14 protein-coding genes are annotated in these 17,614 nt (G+C 55.8%); 12 read left to right on the forward strand and 2 right to left on the reverse strand.

Annotated elements, in window-relative coordinates:
* Window positions 1-7: 7 nt before the first annotated feature.
* The 11 genes from mutL (at window position 8) to rlmB (ending at window position 12,443) form a co-directional block, all read left to right on the forward strand.
* Window positions 8-1,852 carry a DNA mismatch repair endonuclease MutL gene (mutL, locus tag M8370_RS16000; RefSeq protein ID WP_061772495.1) on the forward strand — a complete coding sequence of 615 codons (1,845 nt, stop codon included), beginning with the start codon at window positions 8-10 and terminating at the stop codon, window positions 1,850-1,852.
* Window positions 1,845-2,795: a tRNA (adenosine(37)-N6)-dimethylallyltransferase MiaA gene (gene miaA, locus M8370_RS16005; RefSeq protein WP_020688973.1), complete on the forward strand. Its 951-nt coding sequence runs from the start codon at window positions 1,845-1,847 to the stop codon at window positions 2,793-2,795. Before mutL ends, miaA begins: the two co-directional genes overlap by 8 nt.
* Window positions 2,796-2,880: 85 nt before the next feature.
* Window positions 2,881-3,192: an RNA chaperone Hfq gene (gene hfq, locus M8370_RS16010; protein WP_013095287.1), complete on the forward strand. Its 312-nt coding sequence runs from the start codon at window positions 2,881-2,883 to the stop codon at window positions 3,190-3,192.
* A 74-nt stretch (window positions 3,193-3,266) separates the two neighbouring features.
* Window positions 3,267-4,547: a ribosome rescue GTPase HflX gene (gene hflX / locus M8370_RS16015; RefSeq protein WP_013095288.1), complete on the forward strand. Its 1,281-nt coding sequence runs from the start codon at window positions 3,267-3,269 to the stop codon at window positions 4,545-4,547.
* Window positions 4,548-4,603: 56 nt separating this feature from the next.
* The gene (gene hflK, locus M8370_RS16020) at window positions 4,604-5,863 is read left to right on the forward strand and encodes an FtsH protease activity modulator HflK (protein WP_013095289.1); all 1,260 of its coding nucleotides are present in this window, start codon (window positions 4,604-4,606) and stop codon (window positions 5,861-5,863) included.
* A gap of 2 nt (window positions 5,864-5,865) precedes the next feature.
* Window positions 5,866-6,870 carry a protease modulator HflC gene (gene hflC, locus M8370_RS16025; RefSeq protein WP_013095290.1) on the forward strand — a complete coding sequence of 335 codons (1,005 nt, stop codon included), beginning with the start codon at window positions 5,866-5,868 and terminating at the stop codon, window positions 6,868-6,870.
* Window positions 6,871-6,941: 71 nt separating this feature from the next.
* Window positions 6,942-7,139: a DUF2065 domain-containing protein gene (locus M8370_RS16030; protein WP_013095291.1), complete on the forward strand. Its 198-nt coding sequence runs from the start codon at window positions 6,942-6,944 to the stop codon at window positions 7,137-7,139.
* A 104-nt stretch (window positions 7,140-7,243) separates the two neighbouring features.
* Window positions 7,244-8,542 carry an adenylosuccinate synthase gene (locus M8370_RS16035; protein ID WP_006178975.1) on the forward strand — a complete coding sequence of 433 codons (1,299 nt, stop codon included), beginning with the start codon at window positions 7,244-7,246 and terminating at the stop codon, window positions 8,540-8,542.
* 193 nt (window positions 8,543-8,735) lie between these two features.
* A complete protein-coding gene (gene nsrR / locus M8370_RS16040) occupies window positions 8,736-9,161 on the forward strand; it encodes a nitric oxide-sensing transcriptional repressor NsrR (protein ID WP_250021366.1) in 426 nt (141 codons plus the stop codon).
* A gap of 38 nt (window positions 9,162-9,199) precedes the next feature.
* Complete coding sequence (gene rnr / locus M8370_RS16045; RefSeq protein ID WP_013095293.1) at window positions 9,200-11,641, forward strand: ribonuclease R; 2,442 nt, start codon at window positions 9,200-9,202, stop codon at window positions 11,639-11,641.
* 67 nt (window positions 11,642-11,708) lie between these two features.
* On the forward strand, window positions 11,709-12,443 hold the full coding sequence (rlmB, locus tag M8370_RS16050; RefSeq protein WP_013095294.1) for a 23S rRNA (guanosine(2251)-2'-O)-methyltransferase RlmB: 735 nt from the start codon (window positions 11,709-11,711) through the stop codon (window positions 12,441-12,443).
* A gap of 78 nt (window positions 12,444-12,521) precedes the next feature.
* Here the strand turns inward: rlmB and M8370_RS16055 are convergent, their stop codons facing one another.
* On the reverse strand, window positions 12,522-13,796 hold the full coding sequence (locus tag M8370_RS16055; protein WP_250021368.1) for an MFS transporter: 1,275 nt from the start codon (window positions 13,794-13,796) through the stop codon (window positions 12,522-12,524).
* 193 nt (window positions 13,797-13,989) lie between these two features.
* Here M8370_RS16055 and M8370_RS16060 point away from each other — a divergent pair, with 193 nt between their 5' ends.
* A complete protein-coding gene (locus M8370_RS16060; protein ID WP_013095296.1) occupies window positions 13,990-15,612 on the forward strand; it encodes an isovaleryl-CoA dehydrogenase in 1,623 nt (540 codons plus the stop codon).
* On the opposite strand, the gene M8370_RS16065 is transcribed toward M8370_RS16060, so the two are convergent.
* Window positions 15,609-17,540, reverse strand: coding sequence for a methyl-accepting chemotaxis protein (locus M8370_RS16065; RefSeq protein ID WP_250021369.1), 1,932 nt, complete (start codon window positions 17,538-17,540; stop codon window positions 15,609-15,611). The genes M8370_RS16060 and M8370_RS16065 overlap by 4 nt on opposite strands.
* Between the last annotated feature and the right edge of the window lie 74 nt (window positions 17,541-17,614).

A 17,614-nucleotide genomic window follows, 5' to 3' on the forward strand; every position in this document is an offset into this window, starting at 1 on the left:
AGAATTCATGCCGATTCAGGTTCTACCGCCGCAGCTTGCGAACCAAATCGCCGCCGGTGAGGTGGTGGAGCGCCCTGCGTCGGTGGTGAAGGAGCTGGTCGAAAACAGTCTTGATGCGGGAGCTACCCGCATCGATATTGATATCGAACGTGGTGGCGCAAAGCTGATTCGCATTCGGGACAACGGGTGCGGTATCAAAAAAGAGGAGCTGGCGCTGGCGCTGGCGCGTCACGCGACCAGTAAAATCGCCTCTCTGGATGACCTGGAAGCGATCATCAGCCTCGGGTTTCGCGGCGAGGCGCTGGCCAGTATCAGCTCGGTTTCCCGTTTAACGCTAACCTCCCGTACGGCCGAACAGCAGGAAGCCTGGCAGGCCTATGCCGAAGGGCGCGATATGGACGTCACGATTAAACCTGCGGCGCATCCTGTTGGCACGACGCTCGAAGTATTGGATCTCTTCTACAACACTCCCGCCCGCCGTAAGTTTATGCGCACCGAGAAGACCGAATTCGGTCATATCGATGAGATTATCCGCCGTATCGCGCTGGCGCGTTTCGATGTCACCATCAACCTCAGCCACAACGGCAAGGTGATGCGCCAGTACCGCGCAGTAGCGGAGGGCGGGCAGAAAGAGCGTCGTCTGGGGGCAATCTGCGGCACGCCGTTTCTGGAACAGGCGCTGGCCATTGAATGGCAGCACGGTGATTTGGCCTTACGCGGTTGGGTTGCCGACCCGAACGCCAGCAGCGCCGCCTTCGCGGAGATCCAGTATTGCTACGTAAACGGCCGCATGATGCGCGACCGTCTGATCAACCACGCCATTCGTCAGGCCTGTGAAGATAAGCTCGGCGCGGATCAGCAGCCTGCGTTTGTGCTTTATCTGGAAATCGACCCGCATCAGGTTGATGTTAACGTCCATCCTGCCAAGCATGAAGTTCGGTTCCATCAGTCGCGGCTGGTGCACGATTTCATCTATCAGGGCGTGCTGAGCGTTTTGCAGCAGCAGGTTGAACCCACGCTGCCGCTGGAAAAAGAAGAGCCCGCTCCGCGTCCAATACCGGAAAACCGTGTTGCGGCGGGGCGTAACCATTTTGCCGAGCCAGCTGTCGCGCGTGAACCGGAAGCGCCACGTTTCTCGTCGGCAGGAAGCGCGCCGCGACCCACCGGTGCGAACTATCCCAACGCTCAGCCCGGCTATCAAAAGCAGCAGGGGGCGTTGTACCGTAAACTGCTGGAAACTCCCGCAGTCACGCGTAAAGAGCACAGTGAGGTACAAGCGCCTTCGCTGGAAGGGCATAGTCAGAGCTTTGGCCGGGTACTGACGATTATTGCGCCGGATATGGCGTTACTCGAACGCGAGGGCAAGCTCATGCTCCTGGCCCTGCCGGTTGCAGAACGCTGGCTAAAACAGGTGCAGCTGACCCCGGGAGAAAACGCGGCTTGTGCGCAACCGCTTTTGATCCCGGTTCGACTAAAAATATCCACTGAAGAAACAAGGGTACTGCAGCGCGCAGAGGCCCAACTGGCGCAGATGGGGATTGAAATGGTACTGGAATCACAGCATGTGACAATTCGCGCAGTGCCTTTACCCTTACGCCAACAAAATTTACAAAACTTGATTCCTGAACTGATAGGCTACCTGGCGCAACAAACAACGTTTGATGCCGCCAACACCGCGCAGTGGATCGCCCGCCATTTGGCCAGCGAACATACGCCGTGGAGTATGGCACAGGCGATTAGCGTGCTGGCAGAGGTGGAACGCCTTTGCCCGCATCTGGTGAAAGCACCGCCGGGTGGATTATTACAACCTGTTGATTTACAAACGGCGATGACTGCCCTTAAAGATGATTGATGTCAGTAAGGCGAGCCTGCCTAAGGCGATTTTTTTGATGGGCCCTACGGCCTCCGGCAAAACGGCGTTAGCCATTGAGCTACGTAAAGTTTTGCCCGTAGAGTTGATTAGTGTCGATTCTGCCCTCATCTACCGAGGAATGGACATTGGCACGGCGAAGCCCGACGCAGCCGAACTGCGCGCGGCTCCGCATCGTTTGCTGGACATACTCGACCCGGCGCAGGCTTACTCCGCAGCGGATTTTCGCCGCGATGCCTTAGCCGAGATGGCCGAGATAACGGCGGCGGGACGTATACCGCTGTTGGTTGGCGGCACCATGCTCTATTTCAAGGCGTTGCTGGAGGGGCTCTCTCCTCTGCCATCGGCGGACCCTGAAATAAGAGCAAAAATTGAACAGCAGGCGGCAGAGCAGGGATGGGACGTTTTGCATCAGCAACTGGCAGAGATTGACCCGGTTGCCGCAGCACGGATCCATCCAAATGATCCGCAAAGGCTTTCCCGGGCACTGGAAGTTTTTTTCATTTCGGGTAAAACTTTAACGGAACTGACGCAAACGTCAGGAGACGCTCTGCCGTATCAGGTGCATCAGTTCGCTATCGCCCCGGCGAGCCGTGAACTGCTCCATCAACGAATTGAGCAGCGTTTTCATCAGATGTTGGCTTCAGATTTTGAAGCAGAAGTGCGGGCGTTATTTGCCCGTGGAGATTTGCATACGGACATGCCTTCCGTTCGTTGTGTGGGATACCGCCAGATGTGGTCATATCTTGAAGGCGAGATTTCATATGATGAAATGGTTTATAGAGGTGTTTGCGCCACGAGACAGTTAGCGAAGCGCCAGATCACCTGGTTGCGCGGTTGGGAAGGGGTTCACTGGTTAGACAGCGAAAAACCGCAACAGGCGCTAAACGAAGTGATTGAGGTTATTGGTGATATCGCTCACTGAATGTGTACAATTGAGACGTATCGTGCGCAATTTTTCAGAATCGCAAGGTTCTAAGTACAAAACAAGCATATAAGGAAAAGATAGAATGGCTAAGGGGCAATCTTTACAAGATCCGTTCCTGAACGCATTGCGTCGGGAACGTGTTCCAGTTTCTATTTATTTGGTGAATGGTATTAAGCTGCAAGGTCAGATTGAGTCTTTCGATCAGTTCGTGATCCTGTTGAAAAACACGGTCAGCCAGATGGTCTACAAGCACGCTATTTCTACTGTTGTTCCGTCCCGTCCGGTATCTCATCACAGCAATAACGCTGGCGGCGGCACTGGTAGTAACTACCATCATGGCAGCAACGCGCAGGGTTCTTCTGCTCCTGCGCAGGACAGCGACGAGACCGAATAAGGTTTCGCACTGTTATCCACACGGGGAGCCAGGGATCCTGCGTTCCCCGCTGATATTTTTAGAGGGTTTTACGCTTGTTTGACCGTTATGATGCCGGTGAGCAGGCGGTGCTGGTACACATCTATTTTTCGCAAGACAAAGATATGGAAGACCTCCAGGAGTTTGAATCTCTGGTCTCTTCCGCCGGTGTCGAAGCAATGCAGGTGATTACCGGTAGCCGTAAAGCGCCGCACCCAAAGTATTTTGTTGGTGAAGGTAAAGCAGTAGAAATTGCGGATGCCGTAAAAGCAACCGGTGCGTCAGTCGTGTTGTTTGATCATGCGCTGTCTCCGGCTCAGGAGCGTAACCTGGAAGCGCTTTGCGAATGCCGTGTTATCGATCGCACGGGGTTGATTTTAGATATTTTTGCTCAGCGTGCACGTACCCACGAGGGTAAGCTGCAGGTTGAGCTGGCGCAGCTGCGCCATCTGGCCACGCGTCTTGTACGTGGCTGGACCCACCTTGAACGACAAAAAGGCGGGATTGGTTTGCGCGGTCCGGGTGAAACCCAGCTCGAAACCGACCGCCGTTTGCTGCGCGGCCGTATTACCCAGATCCTCTCTCGTCTGGAAAGAGTCGAGAAACAGCGTGAGCAGGGACGTCGGGCGCGTACGAAAGCCGACATCCCGACGGTGTCGCTGGTGGGGTATACCAACGCCGGTAAATCCACCCTGTTTAACCAGATTACCGAGGCCCAGGTCTATGCCGCAGACCAGCTGTTTGCGACCCTGGACCCAACGTTGCGTCGTATCGACGTGGCGGATGTGGGTGAAACCGTGCTGGCGGATACCGTAGGGTTTATCCGCCACCTGCCGCATGATCTGGTGGCCGCGTTTAAAGCCACCCTGCAGGAGACGCGTCAGGCGACCCTGCTGCTGCACGTGATTGATGCTGCAGATGTCCGCGTGCAGGAAAACATCGACGCGGTGAATGTGGTGCTCGAAGAGATCGAGGCCCACGAGATCCCAACGCTGTTGGTGATGAACAAGATCGACATGCTGGATGATTTTGAGCCGCGTATCGATCGTGATGAAGAGAACAAACCAATTCGGGTCTGGCTTTCCGCCCAGACCGGTATTGGCGTGCCACTGCTTTTCCAGGCTTTGACAGAACGTCTTTCCGGTGAGGTAGCCCAGCACACGCTGCGACTGCCACCACAGGAAGGCAGGCTGCGCAGCCGGTTTTATCAGCTTCAGGCGATAGAAAAAGAGTGGATGGAGGATGACGGCAGCGTGGGGATGCAGGTGCGTATGCCGATCGTTGACTGGCGTCGCCTCTGTAAACAAGAACCTGCGCTGGTCGACTATATCGTCTGATCGGAAAGGGGATGCCTGAATAATTCGCCCTTGCATAACAAATATGGAGCATATACATGGCGTGGAATCAGCCCGGTAATAACGGACAGGACCGCGACCCGTGGGGAAGCAGCAATAATCAAGGCGGCAACTCTGGGGGAAATGGCAACAAAGGTGGTCGCGATCAGGGGCCGCCGGATCTGGATGATATCTTCCGCAAGCTAAGCAAGAAGCTTGGTGGGCTTGGTGGAGGAAAAGGGTCTGGCTCGGGTGGCAATTCTACCCAGGGCCCGCGTCCGCAAATGGGTGGTCGCATCGTGGGCATTGTGGCCGCTGCCGTGGTCATCATCTGGGCAGCCAGCGGGTTCTACACCATTAAAGAAGCCGAGCGCGGCGTGGTCACCCGTTTTGGTAAGTTCAGCCATCTGGTTGAGCCGGGCCTGAACTGGAAACCGACCTTCATTGACGACGTCACTGCAGTGAACGTGGAGTCGGTGCGTGAGCTGGCCGCTTCCGGCGTGATGCTGACCTCTGATGAGAACGTAGTGCGCGTTGAGATGAACGTGCAATATCGTGTTACGGACCCAGAACGTTATCTGTTTAGCGTGACCAGTGCCGATGACAGCCTGCGTCAGGCGACCGACAGCGCCCTGCGTGGCGTGATCGGTAAATACACCATGGACCGCATTCTGACTGAAGGTCGTACCGTTATTCGTAGCGATACCCAGCGTGAGCTGGAAGAGACCATTCGTCCGTACAACATGGGTATCACCCTGCTGGACGTCAACTTCCAGGCTGCTCGTCCGCCGGAAGAGGTGAAAGCCGCGTTTGATGACGCGATTGCCGCGCGTGAGAACGAACAGCAGTACATCCGTGAAGCGGAAGCGTACGCCAACGAAGTTCAGCCACGTGCTAACGGTCAGGCGCAGCGTATTCTTGAAGAAGCACGCGCGTATAAGACCCAGACCATCCTGGAAGCGCAGGGTGAAGTGGCACGTTTCGCGAAAATCCTGCCGGAATATAAAGCGGCTCCGGAAATTACCCGCGAGCGTCTTTATATCGAAACCATGGAAAAAGTGCTGAGCCATACACGTAAAGTGCTGGTTAACGACAGCAAAGGTGGAAACCTGATGGTACTGCCGCTGGATCAGATGCTGAAAGGCGGTTCTGCACCGGCAGCAAAAGACAACAGCGGTGCGAATAACCTGCTGCGTCTGCCACCTGCATCGTCCGGTAGCTCCAGCGCAACAACCACGCCTTCTTCGAACGATGGTGACATTATGGACCAACGCCGTGCTAACGCGCAGCGTAACGACTACCAGCGTCAGGGGGAATAAGGATGCGTAAGTCAGTTATTGCGATCATCGTCATCGTACTGGTCGTACTTTATACCTCTATCTTTGTGGTGAAAGAGGGCGAGCGCGGGATTAAGTTCCAGTTCAGCAGCGTCGTCCGTGACAGTGACAAGCGTCCGGTGATTTATGAGCCGGGTCTGCACTTCAAGGTTCCTTTTATCCAGTCAGTGAAGACGCTTGATGCGCGTATCCAGACCATGGATAACCAGGCCGACCGTTTCGTGACCAAAGAGAAGAAAGACCTGATCGTTGACTCTTATATCAAGTGGCGTATCAGTGATTTCAGCCGTTACTTCCTGGCAACAGGCGGCGGTGATGTTTCTCAGGCGGAAGTGCTGTTGAAACGTAAATTCTCTGACCGTCTGCGTTCTGAAATTGGTCGTCTGGATGTGAAAGACATCGTGACCGACTCTCGTGGTCGTCTGACGCTGGAAGTGCGCGATGCGCTGAACTCCGGCACCGCGGGTACGGAAGACGAAGTTGAAACGCCAGCTGCGGACGATGCAATTGCTAAAGCGGCGGAACGTGTTCAGGCTGAAACCAATGGTAAAGTGCCTGTAATCAACCCGAACAGTATGGCTGCGCTGGGTATCGAAGTGGTGGATGTGCGTATTAAGCAGATCAACCTGCCGGCGGAAGTGTCTGAGGCGATCTACAACCGTATGCGCGCCGAGCGTGAAGCGGTAGCCCGTCGTCACCGTTCACAGGGTCAGGAAGAAGCGGAAAAACTGCGTGCGGCCGCGGATTACGAAGTGACCAAGACGCTGGCGGAATCTGAGCGTCAGGGCCGTATCCTGCGTGGTGAAGGTGATGCGGAAGCCGCGAAACTGTTCGCCGATGCGTTTAGCCAGGATCCAGACTTCTACGCCTTTATCCGTAGCCTGCGTGCTTACGAGAATAGCTTCCAGAGCAACCAGGATGTGATGGTGCTCAGCCCGGACAGCGATTTCTTCCGTTATATGAAGACGCCGACTAACGCAACGCGATAAACTCAGTCTCGTTTGAGTATTCAAACCACCGCTCTTAACGGAGCGGTGGTTTTCTTTTATAAGGATTAAAAATGAATTCAACGATCTGGCTGGCACTGGCGCTGGTTTTAGTCCTGGAAGGCCTGGGCCCGATGCTCTATCCGCGCGCCTGGCGTCGCATGATCGCCACCCTGAGCCAGTTGCCGGATAATATTTTGCGCCGATTCGGCGGCGGTCTTGTGGTTGCTGGCATTGTTATCTACTACATGTTGAGGAAAACGATTGGCTGATCAAAAAGTGATCGGTTTTGGCATATTTTGGGGTCAAAAAGTGCTGTATATCTGAAAAAGCGATGGTAGAATCCATTTTTAAGCAAACGGTGATTTTGAAAAAAATGGGTAACAACGTCGTCGTACTGGGCACCCAATGGGGTGACGAAGGTAAAGGGAAGATTGTTGATCTTCTGACTGAACGGGCTAAATATGTTGTACGCTACCAGGGCGGTCACAACGCAGGCCATACTCTCGTAATCAACGGTGAAAAAACCGTCCTCCATCTTATTCCATCAGGCATTCTCCGCGAAAACGTCACCAGCATCATCGGTAACGGCGTAGTGCTGTCTCCGGCTGCGCTGATGAAAGAGATGAAAGGTCTGGAAGACCGTGGTATCCCGGTTCGCGAGCGTCTGCTGCTCTCCGAAGCCTGCCCGCTGATCCTTGATTATCACGTGGCGCTGGACGTTGCGCGTGAAAAAGCGCGTGGCGCTAAAGCGATCGGCACCACCGGTCGTGGTATCGGCCCGGCTTATGAAGACAAAGTGGCTCGTCGCGGTCTGCGCGTGGGCGACCTGTTCGATAAAGCCACCTTCGCTGAAAAACTGAAAGAAGTGATGGAATATCACAACTTCCAGCTGGTGAACTTCTACAAAGCAGACGCTGTTGACTACCAGAAAGTGCTGGATGATGTCATGGCGATTGCAGACATTCTGACCGGCATGGTAGTTGATGTGTCCGATCTGCTGGACCAGGCGCGCAAGCGTGGCGATTTCGTCATGTTCGAAGGTGCGCAGGGTACGCTGCTGGATATCGACCACGGTACCTATCCGTACGTAACCTCCTCTAACACCACCGCAGGTGGCGTGGCGACCGGCTCTGGCCTGGGTCCACGTTATGTGGATTACGTTCTGGGCATCATCAAAGCGTACTCCACTCGTGTAGGTGCGGGTCCATTCCCGACCGAGCTGTTTGATGAAACCGGCGAGTTCCTGTGCAAGCAGGGTAACGAGTTTGGCGCGACCACCGGTCGTCGTCGTCGTACCGGCTGGCTGGATGCAGTGGCTGTGCGTCGTGCAGTGCAGATCAACTCCCTGTCTGGCTTCTGCCTGACCAAACTGGACGTCCTGGACGGCCTGAAAGAGGTGAAAATCTGCGTCGGCTACCGCATGCCAGATGGCCGTGAAGTGACCACCACTCCGCTGGCTGCTGACGACTGGGAAGGTATCGAGCCAATCTACGAAACCATGCCAGGCTGGTCTGAGACCACTTTCGGTGTGAAAGAGCGTAGCGGCCTGCCGCAGGCGGCGCTGGATTACATCAAGCGCATTGAAGAACTGACCGAAGTGCCGATCGACATTATCTCTACCGGCCCGGATCGTACTGAAACGATGATTCTGCGCGACCCGTTCGACGCATAATCTTCGTGACTGCTGGCCTGCGGGGAAACCCGTAGGCCGGATAAGCGTAGCGCCATCCGGCGACCGCTCCTGGATATCCGCTTTTTCGCCCCGTCTGTCAAATAAATTAGCCCCTAACTATCTGGCTGGTTTATCATCATTAATGAATATCTCTGCGGTTTTACCGCGTTTTCCCTTTTTTCCTGAGGTTGATGTGCAGTTAACAAGTTTCACCGATTACGGCTTACGCGCGCTAATCTACATGGCGTCGTTACCCGATGGGAAAATGACCAGTATCTCTGAAGTGACAGAGGTCTACGGCGTGTCCCGTAATCATATGGTCAAAATAATCAATCAACTTAGTCGTGCCGGATACGTTGCTGCCGTCCGCGGGAAAAATGGTGGGATCCGTCTCGGTAAACCGGCGCAAAGTATTCGTATTGGGGATGTGGTGCGTGAACTGGAGCCTTTGTCTCTGGTGAACTGCAGCAGTGAGTTCTGCCACATTACACCCGCTTGTCGCCTGAAACAGGCGCTTTCTCTGGCCGTGCAAAGTTTTCTTAAGGAACTGGATTACTACACGCTGGCCGATTTGGCTGAAGAGAATCAACCGCTTTATAAATTATTGCTGGTGGAATGAAGAAAATTTCCACCGGAGCTGACAACGGAGGAACCGATATGTCACATGATCCTTTCCAGGAACGCGAAGCTGAAAAATACGCGAATCCTATCCCCAGCCGCGAGTTCATCATTGAACACTTAACAAAACGCGAAAAACCCGCCAATCGTGAAGAACTTGCTGTTGAATTAAACATTGAAGGTGAAGAGCAAACTGAAGCCCTTCGCCGCCGCCTGCGCGCCATGGAGCGCGACGGGCAACTGGTCTTTACCCGCCGCCAGTGCTATGCGCTGCCAGAACGCCTCGACCTGTTGAAAGGGACCGTCATTGGTCACCGCGACGGTTACGGTTTTTTGCGCGTAGAGGGCCGCAAAGACGACCTCTACCTCTCATCCGAACAGATGAAGATGTGTATTCACGGCGACCAGATCCTGGCGCAGCCGCTGGGTGCCGATCGTAAAGGCCGCCGCGAAGCACGCGTGGTTCGCGTGTTGGTGCCAAAAACCAGCCAGATCGTTGGCCGCTACTTTACCGATGCCGGTGTAGGCTTTGTGGTACCGGATGACAGCCGTCTGAGCTTCGATATCCTGATCCCGCCTGAAGAGGTGATGGGCGCGCGCATGGGCTTTGTGGTAGTAGTGGAACTTACCCAACGTCCAACGCGTCGCACCAAAGCGGTAGGTAAAATCGTCGAAGTGCTGGGCGATAACATGGGTACCGGCATGGCTGTTGATATGGCCCTGCGTACGCATGAGATCCCTTACATCTGGCCAAAAGCGGTTGAAGAGCAGATTGTGGGTCTGAAGGAAGAGGTGCCGGAAGAGTCCAAAGCGGGACGCGTGGATCTCCGCAGTTTGCCGCTGGTCACCATTGATGGTGAAGATGCCCGCGACTTCGATGACGCCGTATACTGCGAGAAAAAACGTGGCGGCGGCTGGCGTCTGTGGGTTGCTATCGCCGACGTGAGCTATTACGTTCGTCCCCATACGCCGCTCGATAACGAAGCGCGCAGCCGTGGTACGTCGGTTTACTTCCCGTCTCAGGTGGTACCGATGCTGCCGGAAGTGCTCTCCAACGGCCTCTGTTCCCTGAACCCGCAGGTTGATCGCCTGTGTATGGTTTGCGAGATGACCATCTCCAGTAAAGGTCGCTTAACCGGTTATAAATTCTACGAAGCGGTAATGAGCTCCCATGCACGTCTGACCTACACCAAGGTCTGGCATATGCTGCAGGGCGATCAGGATCTGCGTGAACAGTATGCGCCGCTGGTGAAGCACATCGAAGAGTTGCATAACCTCTACAAAACGCTGGATCAGGCGCGTGAAGAGCGTGGCGGGATCTCGTTTGAGAGCGAAGAGGCGAAGTTCATTTTCAACGCTGAACGCCGCATTGAGCGTATTGAACAGACCCAGCGTAACGATGCGCATAAGCTGATCGAAGAGTGTATGATCCTGGCGAACATCTCGGCGGCCCGTTTTGTCGAGAAAGCTAAAGAGCCGGCGCTGTTCCGTATCCACGATAAACCGTCTACGGAAGCCATTACTGCGTTCCGCTCCGTACTGGCTGAACTCGGTCTGGAGCTGCCTGGCGGTAACAAGCCAGAGCCGCGCGATTATGCTGAGCTGCTGGAATCCATTGGCGATCGTCCGGATGCAGAAATGCTGCAGACTATGCTGCTGCGCTCCATGAAGCAGGCAATTTACGATCCGGAAAACCGTGGTCACTTCGGTCTGGCGCTGCAGTCTTACGCGCACTTTACATCGCCGATCCGCCGTTATCCGGACCTGTCTTTGCACCGTGCGATCAAGTATCTGCTGGCGCAGGAGCAGGGCCATAAAGGGAACACGACTGAAACCGGCGGGTACCACTATTCAATGGAAGAGATGCTGCAGCTTGGCCAGCATTGTTCCATGACCGAACGCCGTGCCGATGAAGCGACGCGCGAAGTCTCTGACTGGCTGAAATGCGACTTTATGCTGGATCAGGTCGGTAACATTTTCAAAGGTGTTATCGCCAGCGTGACCGGGTTTGGTTTCTTTGTTCGCCTTGACGAGCTGTTTATCGACGGTCTGGTGCATGTCTCCAGCCTCGATAACGACTATTATCGTTTCGACCAGGTTGGACAGCGCCTGATTGGTGAGTCGGGTGGACAGACCTATCGCCTTGGCGACCGGGTGGAAGTCAAAGTCGAAGCCGTCAACATGGACGAGCGTAAGATTGACTTCAGTCTGATCTCCAGCGAGCGCGCGCCGCGCAACGTAGGTAAAACCGCGCGTGAGAAGGCGAAAAAAGGCGGTAACGGCAACGCGAGCGGCAAACGTCGTCAGGCGGGTAAGAAAGTGAACTTCGAGCCAGACAGCGCCTTCCGCGGTGAGAAAAAGCAGAAGCCAAAAGCGGCGAAGAAAGAGGCTCGCAAGGCGAAAAAGCCGTCCGCGAAAACGCAGAAAATTGCTGCTGCGACCAAAGCGAAGCGTGCAGCGAAGAAACAGCAGGCGGAGTAAATTCTCCCCTCACCCTGACCCTCTCCCCACTGGGGAGAGGGGGAAATACCTTTTATGAGAATCATCAATGAGTGAAATGATTTACGGCATCCACGCGGTGCAGGCCCTGCTGGAGCGCGCACCGGAGCGTTTTCAGGAAGTGTTCATTCTGAAAGGGCGTGAAGACAAACGTCTGATGCCGCTGATCCACGCACTGGAAGCGCAGGGCGTGGTGATCCAGCTGGCCAACCGCCAGTTCCTGGATGAGAAAAGTGAAGGCGCGGTTCACCAGGGGATTATTGCCCGCGTGAAGCCAGGCCGTCAGTATCAGGAAAACGATCTGCCGGATTTGATCGCTGCACTGGATAACCCGTTCTTCCTGATCCTGGATGGCGTGACCGATCCGCACAACCTCGGCGCGTGCCTGCGCAGCGCCGATGCGGCGGGCGTGCACGCGGTGATCGTACCGAAAGATCGTTCTGCACAACTGAACGCAACGGCGAAGAAAGTGGCCTGCGGTGCAGCGGAAAACGTTCCGCTGATCCGCGTCACCAACCTGGCGCGCACCATGCGTATGCTGCAGGAAGAGAATATCTGGATCGTCGGTACCGCCGGTGAAGCGGATCATACTCTGTATCAGAGCAAAATGACCGGCCGTCTGGCGCTGGTAATGGGTGCGGAAGGTGAAGGCATGCGTCGCCTGACGCGTGAGCACTGCGACGAGCTGATCAGCATCCCGATGGCGGGCAGCGTGTCGTCCCTGAACGTTTCTGTTGCAACGGGTATTTGCCTGTTTGAAGCGGTACGTCAGCGCGGCGAATAAACAGCAAGGCCGTCCTGTGGACGGCCTTTTGTGTTTTATCTCTCTCCCGGTGGGTGAGGGCACCAGACGGTGACAGCCTTACTCCTCCAACGCCCGCAAATGGTCATCCTTCCTGAGCGTCATCAGCGCCACAATACTCACCACCGCCGTCGCCATGACGTAATATGCCGGAATGTCGAGGTTTCCCGTCTCCTTAATCAACCCGGTAATAATAAGCCCCGCACACCCCGAGAAAATGGCATTCGACAAGGAATACGCCAGACCAAGCCCGGTATAGCGTACACGCGTCGGGAACATCTCTGAGAGCATTGCCGGCCCTGGACCTGCCAGCATGCCCACCAGTCCGCCAGCTATCAATACCACGATCGCTTTTACCGCGAGGGTACTGGACTCCGCCTGCAGAATTTTCAGCAGCGGCAGGGCGAGGATCAGCAGTAACGCGGTGGCGATAAGCATCACCGTGCGGCGGCCAATCCTGTCGCTCAGGATCCCCGACGGAATAATGGTGAGCGCAAAGCCGACATTCGAAATCACGGCTATCAACAGTGCCTGGTTAAATCCGGTGTGCAGTGCCGATTGCAGATAGGTCGGCATAATCACCAGATAGGTATATCCCGCCGCCGACCAGACCATCACCCGGCCAATTCCCATCACGATCGCTTTAATTGTGGCGACGGTACTGGCCTGCGCGATCAGCGGTTTTTCCTGCTGCTGCACGAAGCTCGGCGTCTCTTCCATACTCACCCGCAACCAGAGCGCCACCACCCCCATAGGCAGGGCCAGGAAAAATGGGATACGCCAGCCCCAGTCATGCAGGGCTTCCGGTGTCAGTAAGGCAGAAAGCAAGGCGACAATACCCGCGCCCGCTAATAGCCCCAGCGCCACCGTGAACGATTGCCATGCACCATACAGACCACGTTTACCGCGTGGTGCAAATTCCGTCATCAAGGAAACCGCACCACCGTACTCACCCCCCGCGAACAATCCCTGCAGGATGCGCAGCAACGTAACGATCAGCGGCGCAGCGATACCGATGCTGGCATAGACTGGCACAACACCGATGGCGGCGGTGGCGAGTGTCATCAGCACCAGCACAATAATCAGCGTCGGTTTGCGGCCAATCCGGTCGCCGATGCGGCCAAATACCACCGCCCCCAGTGGGCGGAAAAAGAAAGCGATGGCAAACGAGGCGTAGGTGAGGATCAGGCTGGTCAGCCCCGACTCGCCTTCAAGCTGGAAGAAGTTTTTCGCAATCACGGTGGCCAGAAAGCCGTAGACCGCAAACTCATACCATTCGATGAAATTACCAATGGAGCCTGCAATTAACGCACGCTTATGCGCATTCGGTTGCATAACTTTCCTCACTGAAAGGGGTAAGAATAAATTATTCAATAAAAGTGAAGTGATGAAATAGTTTATTCTTATGTTCTGTGAGCTATTTCACGAATGATATCAGCGGGATCGCTACCGTGTGACCTTACTCCCATGCAGCGTGCACAGGGTCTGTCCATACTTATCTTCATTGCCACTGAAGGAGGGAGACAGCATGCACTGGCAAACACATACCGTTTTTAACCAACCCGCACCGCTTTCGAACAGCAACCTTTTTCTCTCTGATTGTGCCCTGCGTGACGCGGTTGCCCGCGAAGGCGCGGAGTGGGATAGCGAGTTGCTGGCCAGTATCGGCCAGCAGTTAGGTACGGCGGAGTCGCTGGAGCTTGGCAGGCTGGCGAACGTCAATCCGCCGGAGTTACTTCGCTATGACCCCACCGGTGAGCGGCTGGATGATGTCCGTTTTCACCCCGCCTGGCATCTTCTGATGCAGGGGCTGTGCGCTAACCGGGTGCATAACCTGGCGTGGGAAGAGGAGGCGCGTAAAGGCTCCTTTGTCGCTCGCGCCGCGCGCTTCGTGTTGCATGCTCAGGTTGAGGCCGGAACGCTGTGCCCCGTGACCATGACGTTTGCCGCCACGCCGCTGCTGCAACAGGCGCTCCCTGAACCTTTCCAGAACTGGCTCACGCCGCTACTGAGCGATCGTTATGATCCTCACCTTGCCCCTGGAGCCCAAAAGCGCGGCCTGCTGATCGGCATGGGGATGACGGAAAAACAGGGCGGCTCGGACGTACTCAGCAACACCACTAAAGCGGAAAAGTGCAGCGACGGCAGCTACCGGTTGGTGGGACACAAGTGGTTTTTCTCCGTGCCACAAAGCGATGCGCATCTGGTGCTGGCGCAGGCGAAAGGCGGGTTGTCCTGCTTTTTTGTTCCTCGCTTTTTGCCTGACGGGCAGCGCAACGCCGTGCGCCTGGAGCGGCTGAAAGACAAGCTCGGCAACCGCTCTAACGCCAGCAGTGAAGCGGAGTTTCTGGATGCGTCCGGCTGGCTGTTAGGGGAAGAGGGGGAAGGGGTACGACAGATCCTTCGCATGGGCGGGTTAACGCGTTTTGACTGCGCTCTGGGCAGCCATGGGTTGATGCGTCGGGCATTATCCGTGGCGCTGTACCACGCCCATCAGCGGCAGACGTTCGGGAAAAACCTCATCGATCAGCCACTGATGCGCGACGTCCTGAGCCGCATGGCGCTGGTGCTGGAGGGGCAAACGGCGCTGCTGTTTCGTCTTGCCCGGGCGTGGGATAAACGCGCCGATCCGCAGGAGGCGGCCTGGGCGCGGCTTTTCACGCCAGCCGCGAAATTCAGCGTCTGCAAAGCGGGTATCCCGTTCGTGGCAGAGGCGATGGAGGTATTGGGCGGCATCGGGTACTGCGAGGAGAGTGAACTCCCCCGTCTGTATCGCGAGATGCCGGTGAATAGCATCTGGGAAGGCTCAGGGAACATCATGTGTCTGGATGTTCTGCGCGTTCTGGCGAAGCAGCCGGGTATGTTCGATCTGCTGGCAGAGGATTTTGCGCAGGTGAAAGGTCAGGACAGACACTTCGATCGCAGCTGGCGGCAGTTGCAGCAAAAACTGCGTAAACCGCAGGAGGCGCAGGGGCGGGAGATTGCGCATCAGCTATTCCTGCTGGGCGCCGGAAGCCAGATGCTGCGGCACGCCTCTCCGCCCGTCGCGCAGGCCTGGTGCCGCATGATGCTGGATACCCGTGGCGGCACGCTGATGACAGAGCAGGTTCAAAGCGATCTTCTGCTACGCGCCACGGGCAGGGTAGGCTAGTTTTTAAGCTGGAACAGGCTCACCAGTTGAGTGAGGTGCGACCCTTTCTCGCGCAGTGATTGTGCGGTTTGCTCGCTGCGCGAGACGCGATCGGCGTTGATGTGGGAGGCTTCACCAATATGGGTCATGGCCAGATTCACCTGACGGATCCCCGCCGACTGTTCGCGGGATGCATGGTTAATCTCGGTCACCAGTTGGTTGATGTTATCGATGTGCGCGATGATGGCATCCATCGCCAGACGCGTCTGCTCTGAGAGCGCATGGCCTTCACTCACCTTGTTCAGCGTGTCGCCAATCAACTGCTCAATCTCTTTCACCGCATTAGCGCTGCGTGCCGCCAGGGCGCGCACTTCCTGCGCGACCACAGCAAACCCTTTTCCGTGTTCGCCGGCGCGTGCTGCTTCAACCGCTGCATTAAGCGCCAGAATGTTAGTCTGGAAAGCAATCGACTCAATCACACGCGTGATGTCCTCGATGCGCTTTGAGGCGTCGCGAATATCGTCCATGGTGGAGACTGCGTTCGTCACCGTCTCGCCCCCCTGATGCACCGCGCGTGAGGTTTCCCCCACCAGCTGCTGCGTCTGTTCCATATTGGCCGCGTTTTGCTGCACGGTTGCAGCGAGTTGTTCCATACTCGCGGAGGTCTCTTCAACGCTACTGGCCTGTTTGTTGATCTGCTCTGAGATCTCACCAGTATCAGAGGCCAGGGCGTTAGTGCCCAGATGGATCTCGCCTGCGGCCTCGCGTACCTGCAGGACAATCTTTTGCAGACCGCCGCCGATCCCGTTGATGGCGTCGATAAGCTGGCCAACCTCATCCTGGCGGGTAACGGACAGGCTGGCACGCAGATCGCCTGCCGCATATTGTCGGGCAAGGTGAATGACGTTACGCAGCGGACGCGTCAGCATGCGACGAATGATGATGACAAACAGCGCGGCAAACAGGACTGACAGCGCCACGCCTGCCAGCAGGAAGCGATCCCGCATCGTGGTGACGCTTGAGAGCAGCACCGATTTATCCACTTCCCCCACTATGGTCCAGTTCCAGCCTGGCAGCGGCGTGTAGGCCATTTTCAGTATGCGACCATCCTCACTTGTGCGTTCCAGCGTGCCCGGGGTATTGCTCAGCAACTGCTGCTGGGTGGCGCTGTCCCACTCAGGAAGCTGGCCTTCCCGGTTCGAGTGGAACAGGAACTGTCCGCGCGTTTTACCGTTGCTGCGATCCAGCACGAAGAAGTGTCCGCTGTCACCTAAACGACGATTGAGGATTTTTTCGCGCATCACGTTCCAGGAGTGGGTGATATCCACACCAACAAAAATGATCCCAATGACCTGGCCTTCTGCGTTTTTGAACGGCTGATACTGGGTGATATAGCGCTTACCGAACAGCAACGCCAGACCGCGATAGACCTCGCCTTTGGTGACGGCCGCATAGGCCGGACTGGCTGTGTCCAGAACGGTACCCATTGCCCGATCGCCGTTCTCTTTGCGCAGGGAGGTGGCGACACGGACAAAGTCATTACCGCTACGCACAAACAGGGTCGAGATTGCCCCTGTACGCGTCAGGAAGTCGTCAGAAAGTGCATTGTTTTCATGCAGGCCCGTTTCACTCCCTTTCAGAAGGGGAACGCTAAGCCCGTTAATGGTCTGGAATTGACTGCTGTCGACGCTCAAAGGCTGCGGTAAAAAGGTGGTGAACAGCCGGGTATAGCTCTCGACCTCTTCGCTCAGACTGGTGTTAAACATCTGTACCATATCAACCATACCGGTGGACTGGTTATGCAGGTCTTCTACCGCAAGGGCTTCAAGCTGCTGGCTGGCTTTATGGCTGAGCAGAAAAGTGAAAAGCAGAAACAGCGTGGCGACACTCACGCCGGTAAGAAGCGATAGCTTTGCGCCCAGACCCGCACGGCGAAAAAAGGTGATCATAAATTGCTCATTATTGAAAAGGTATGGCTTTTCAACGGCAGGACAGAGCTAACATTTACTTAAATAATGTAACA

Source organism: Enterobacter cloacae complex sp. OE43NF, from assembly GCF_023544405.1.
GTDB classification, from domain to species: domain Bacteria; phylum Pseudomonadota; class Gammaproteobacteria; order Enterobacterales; family Enterobacteriaceae; genus Enterobacter; species Enterobacter cloacae.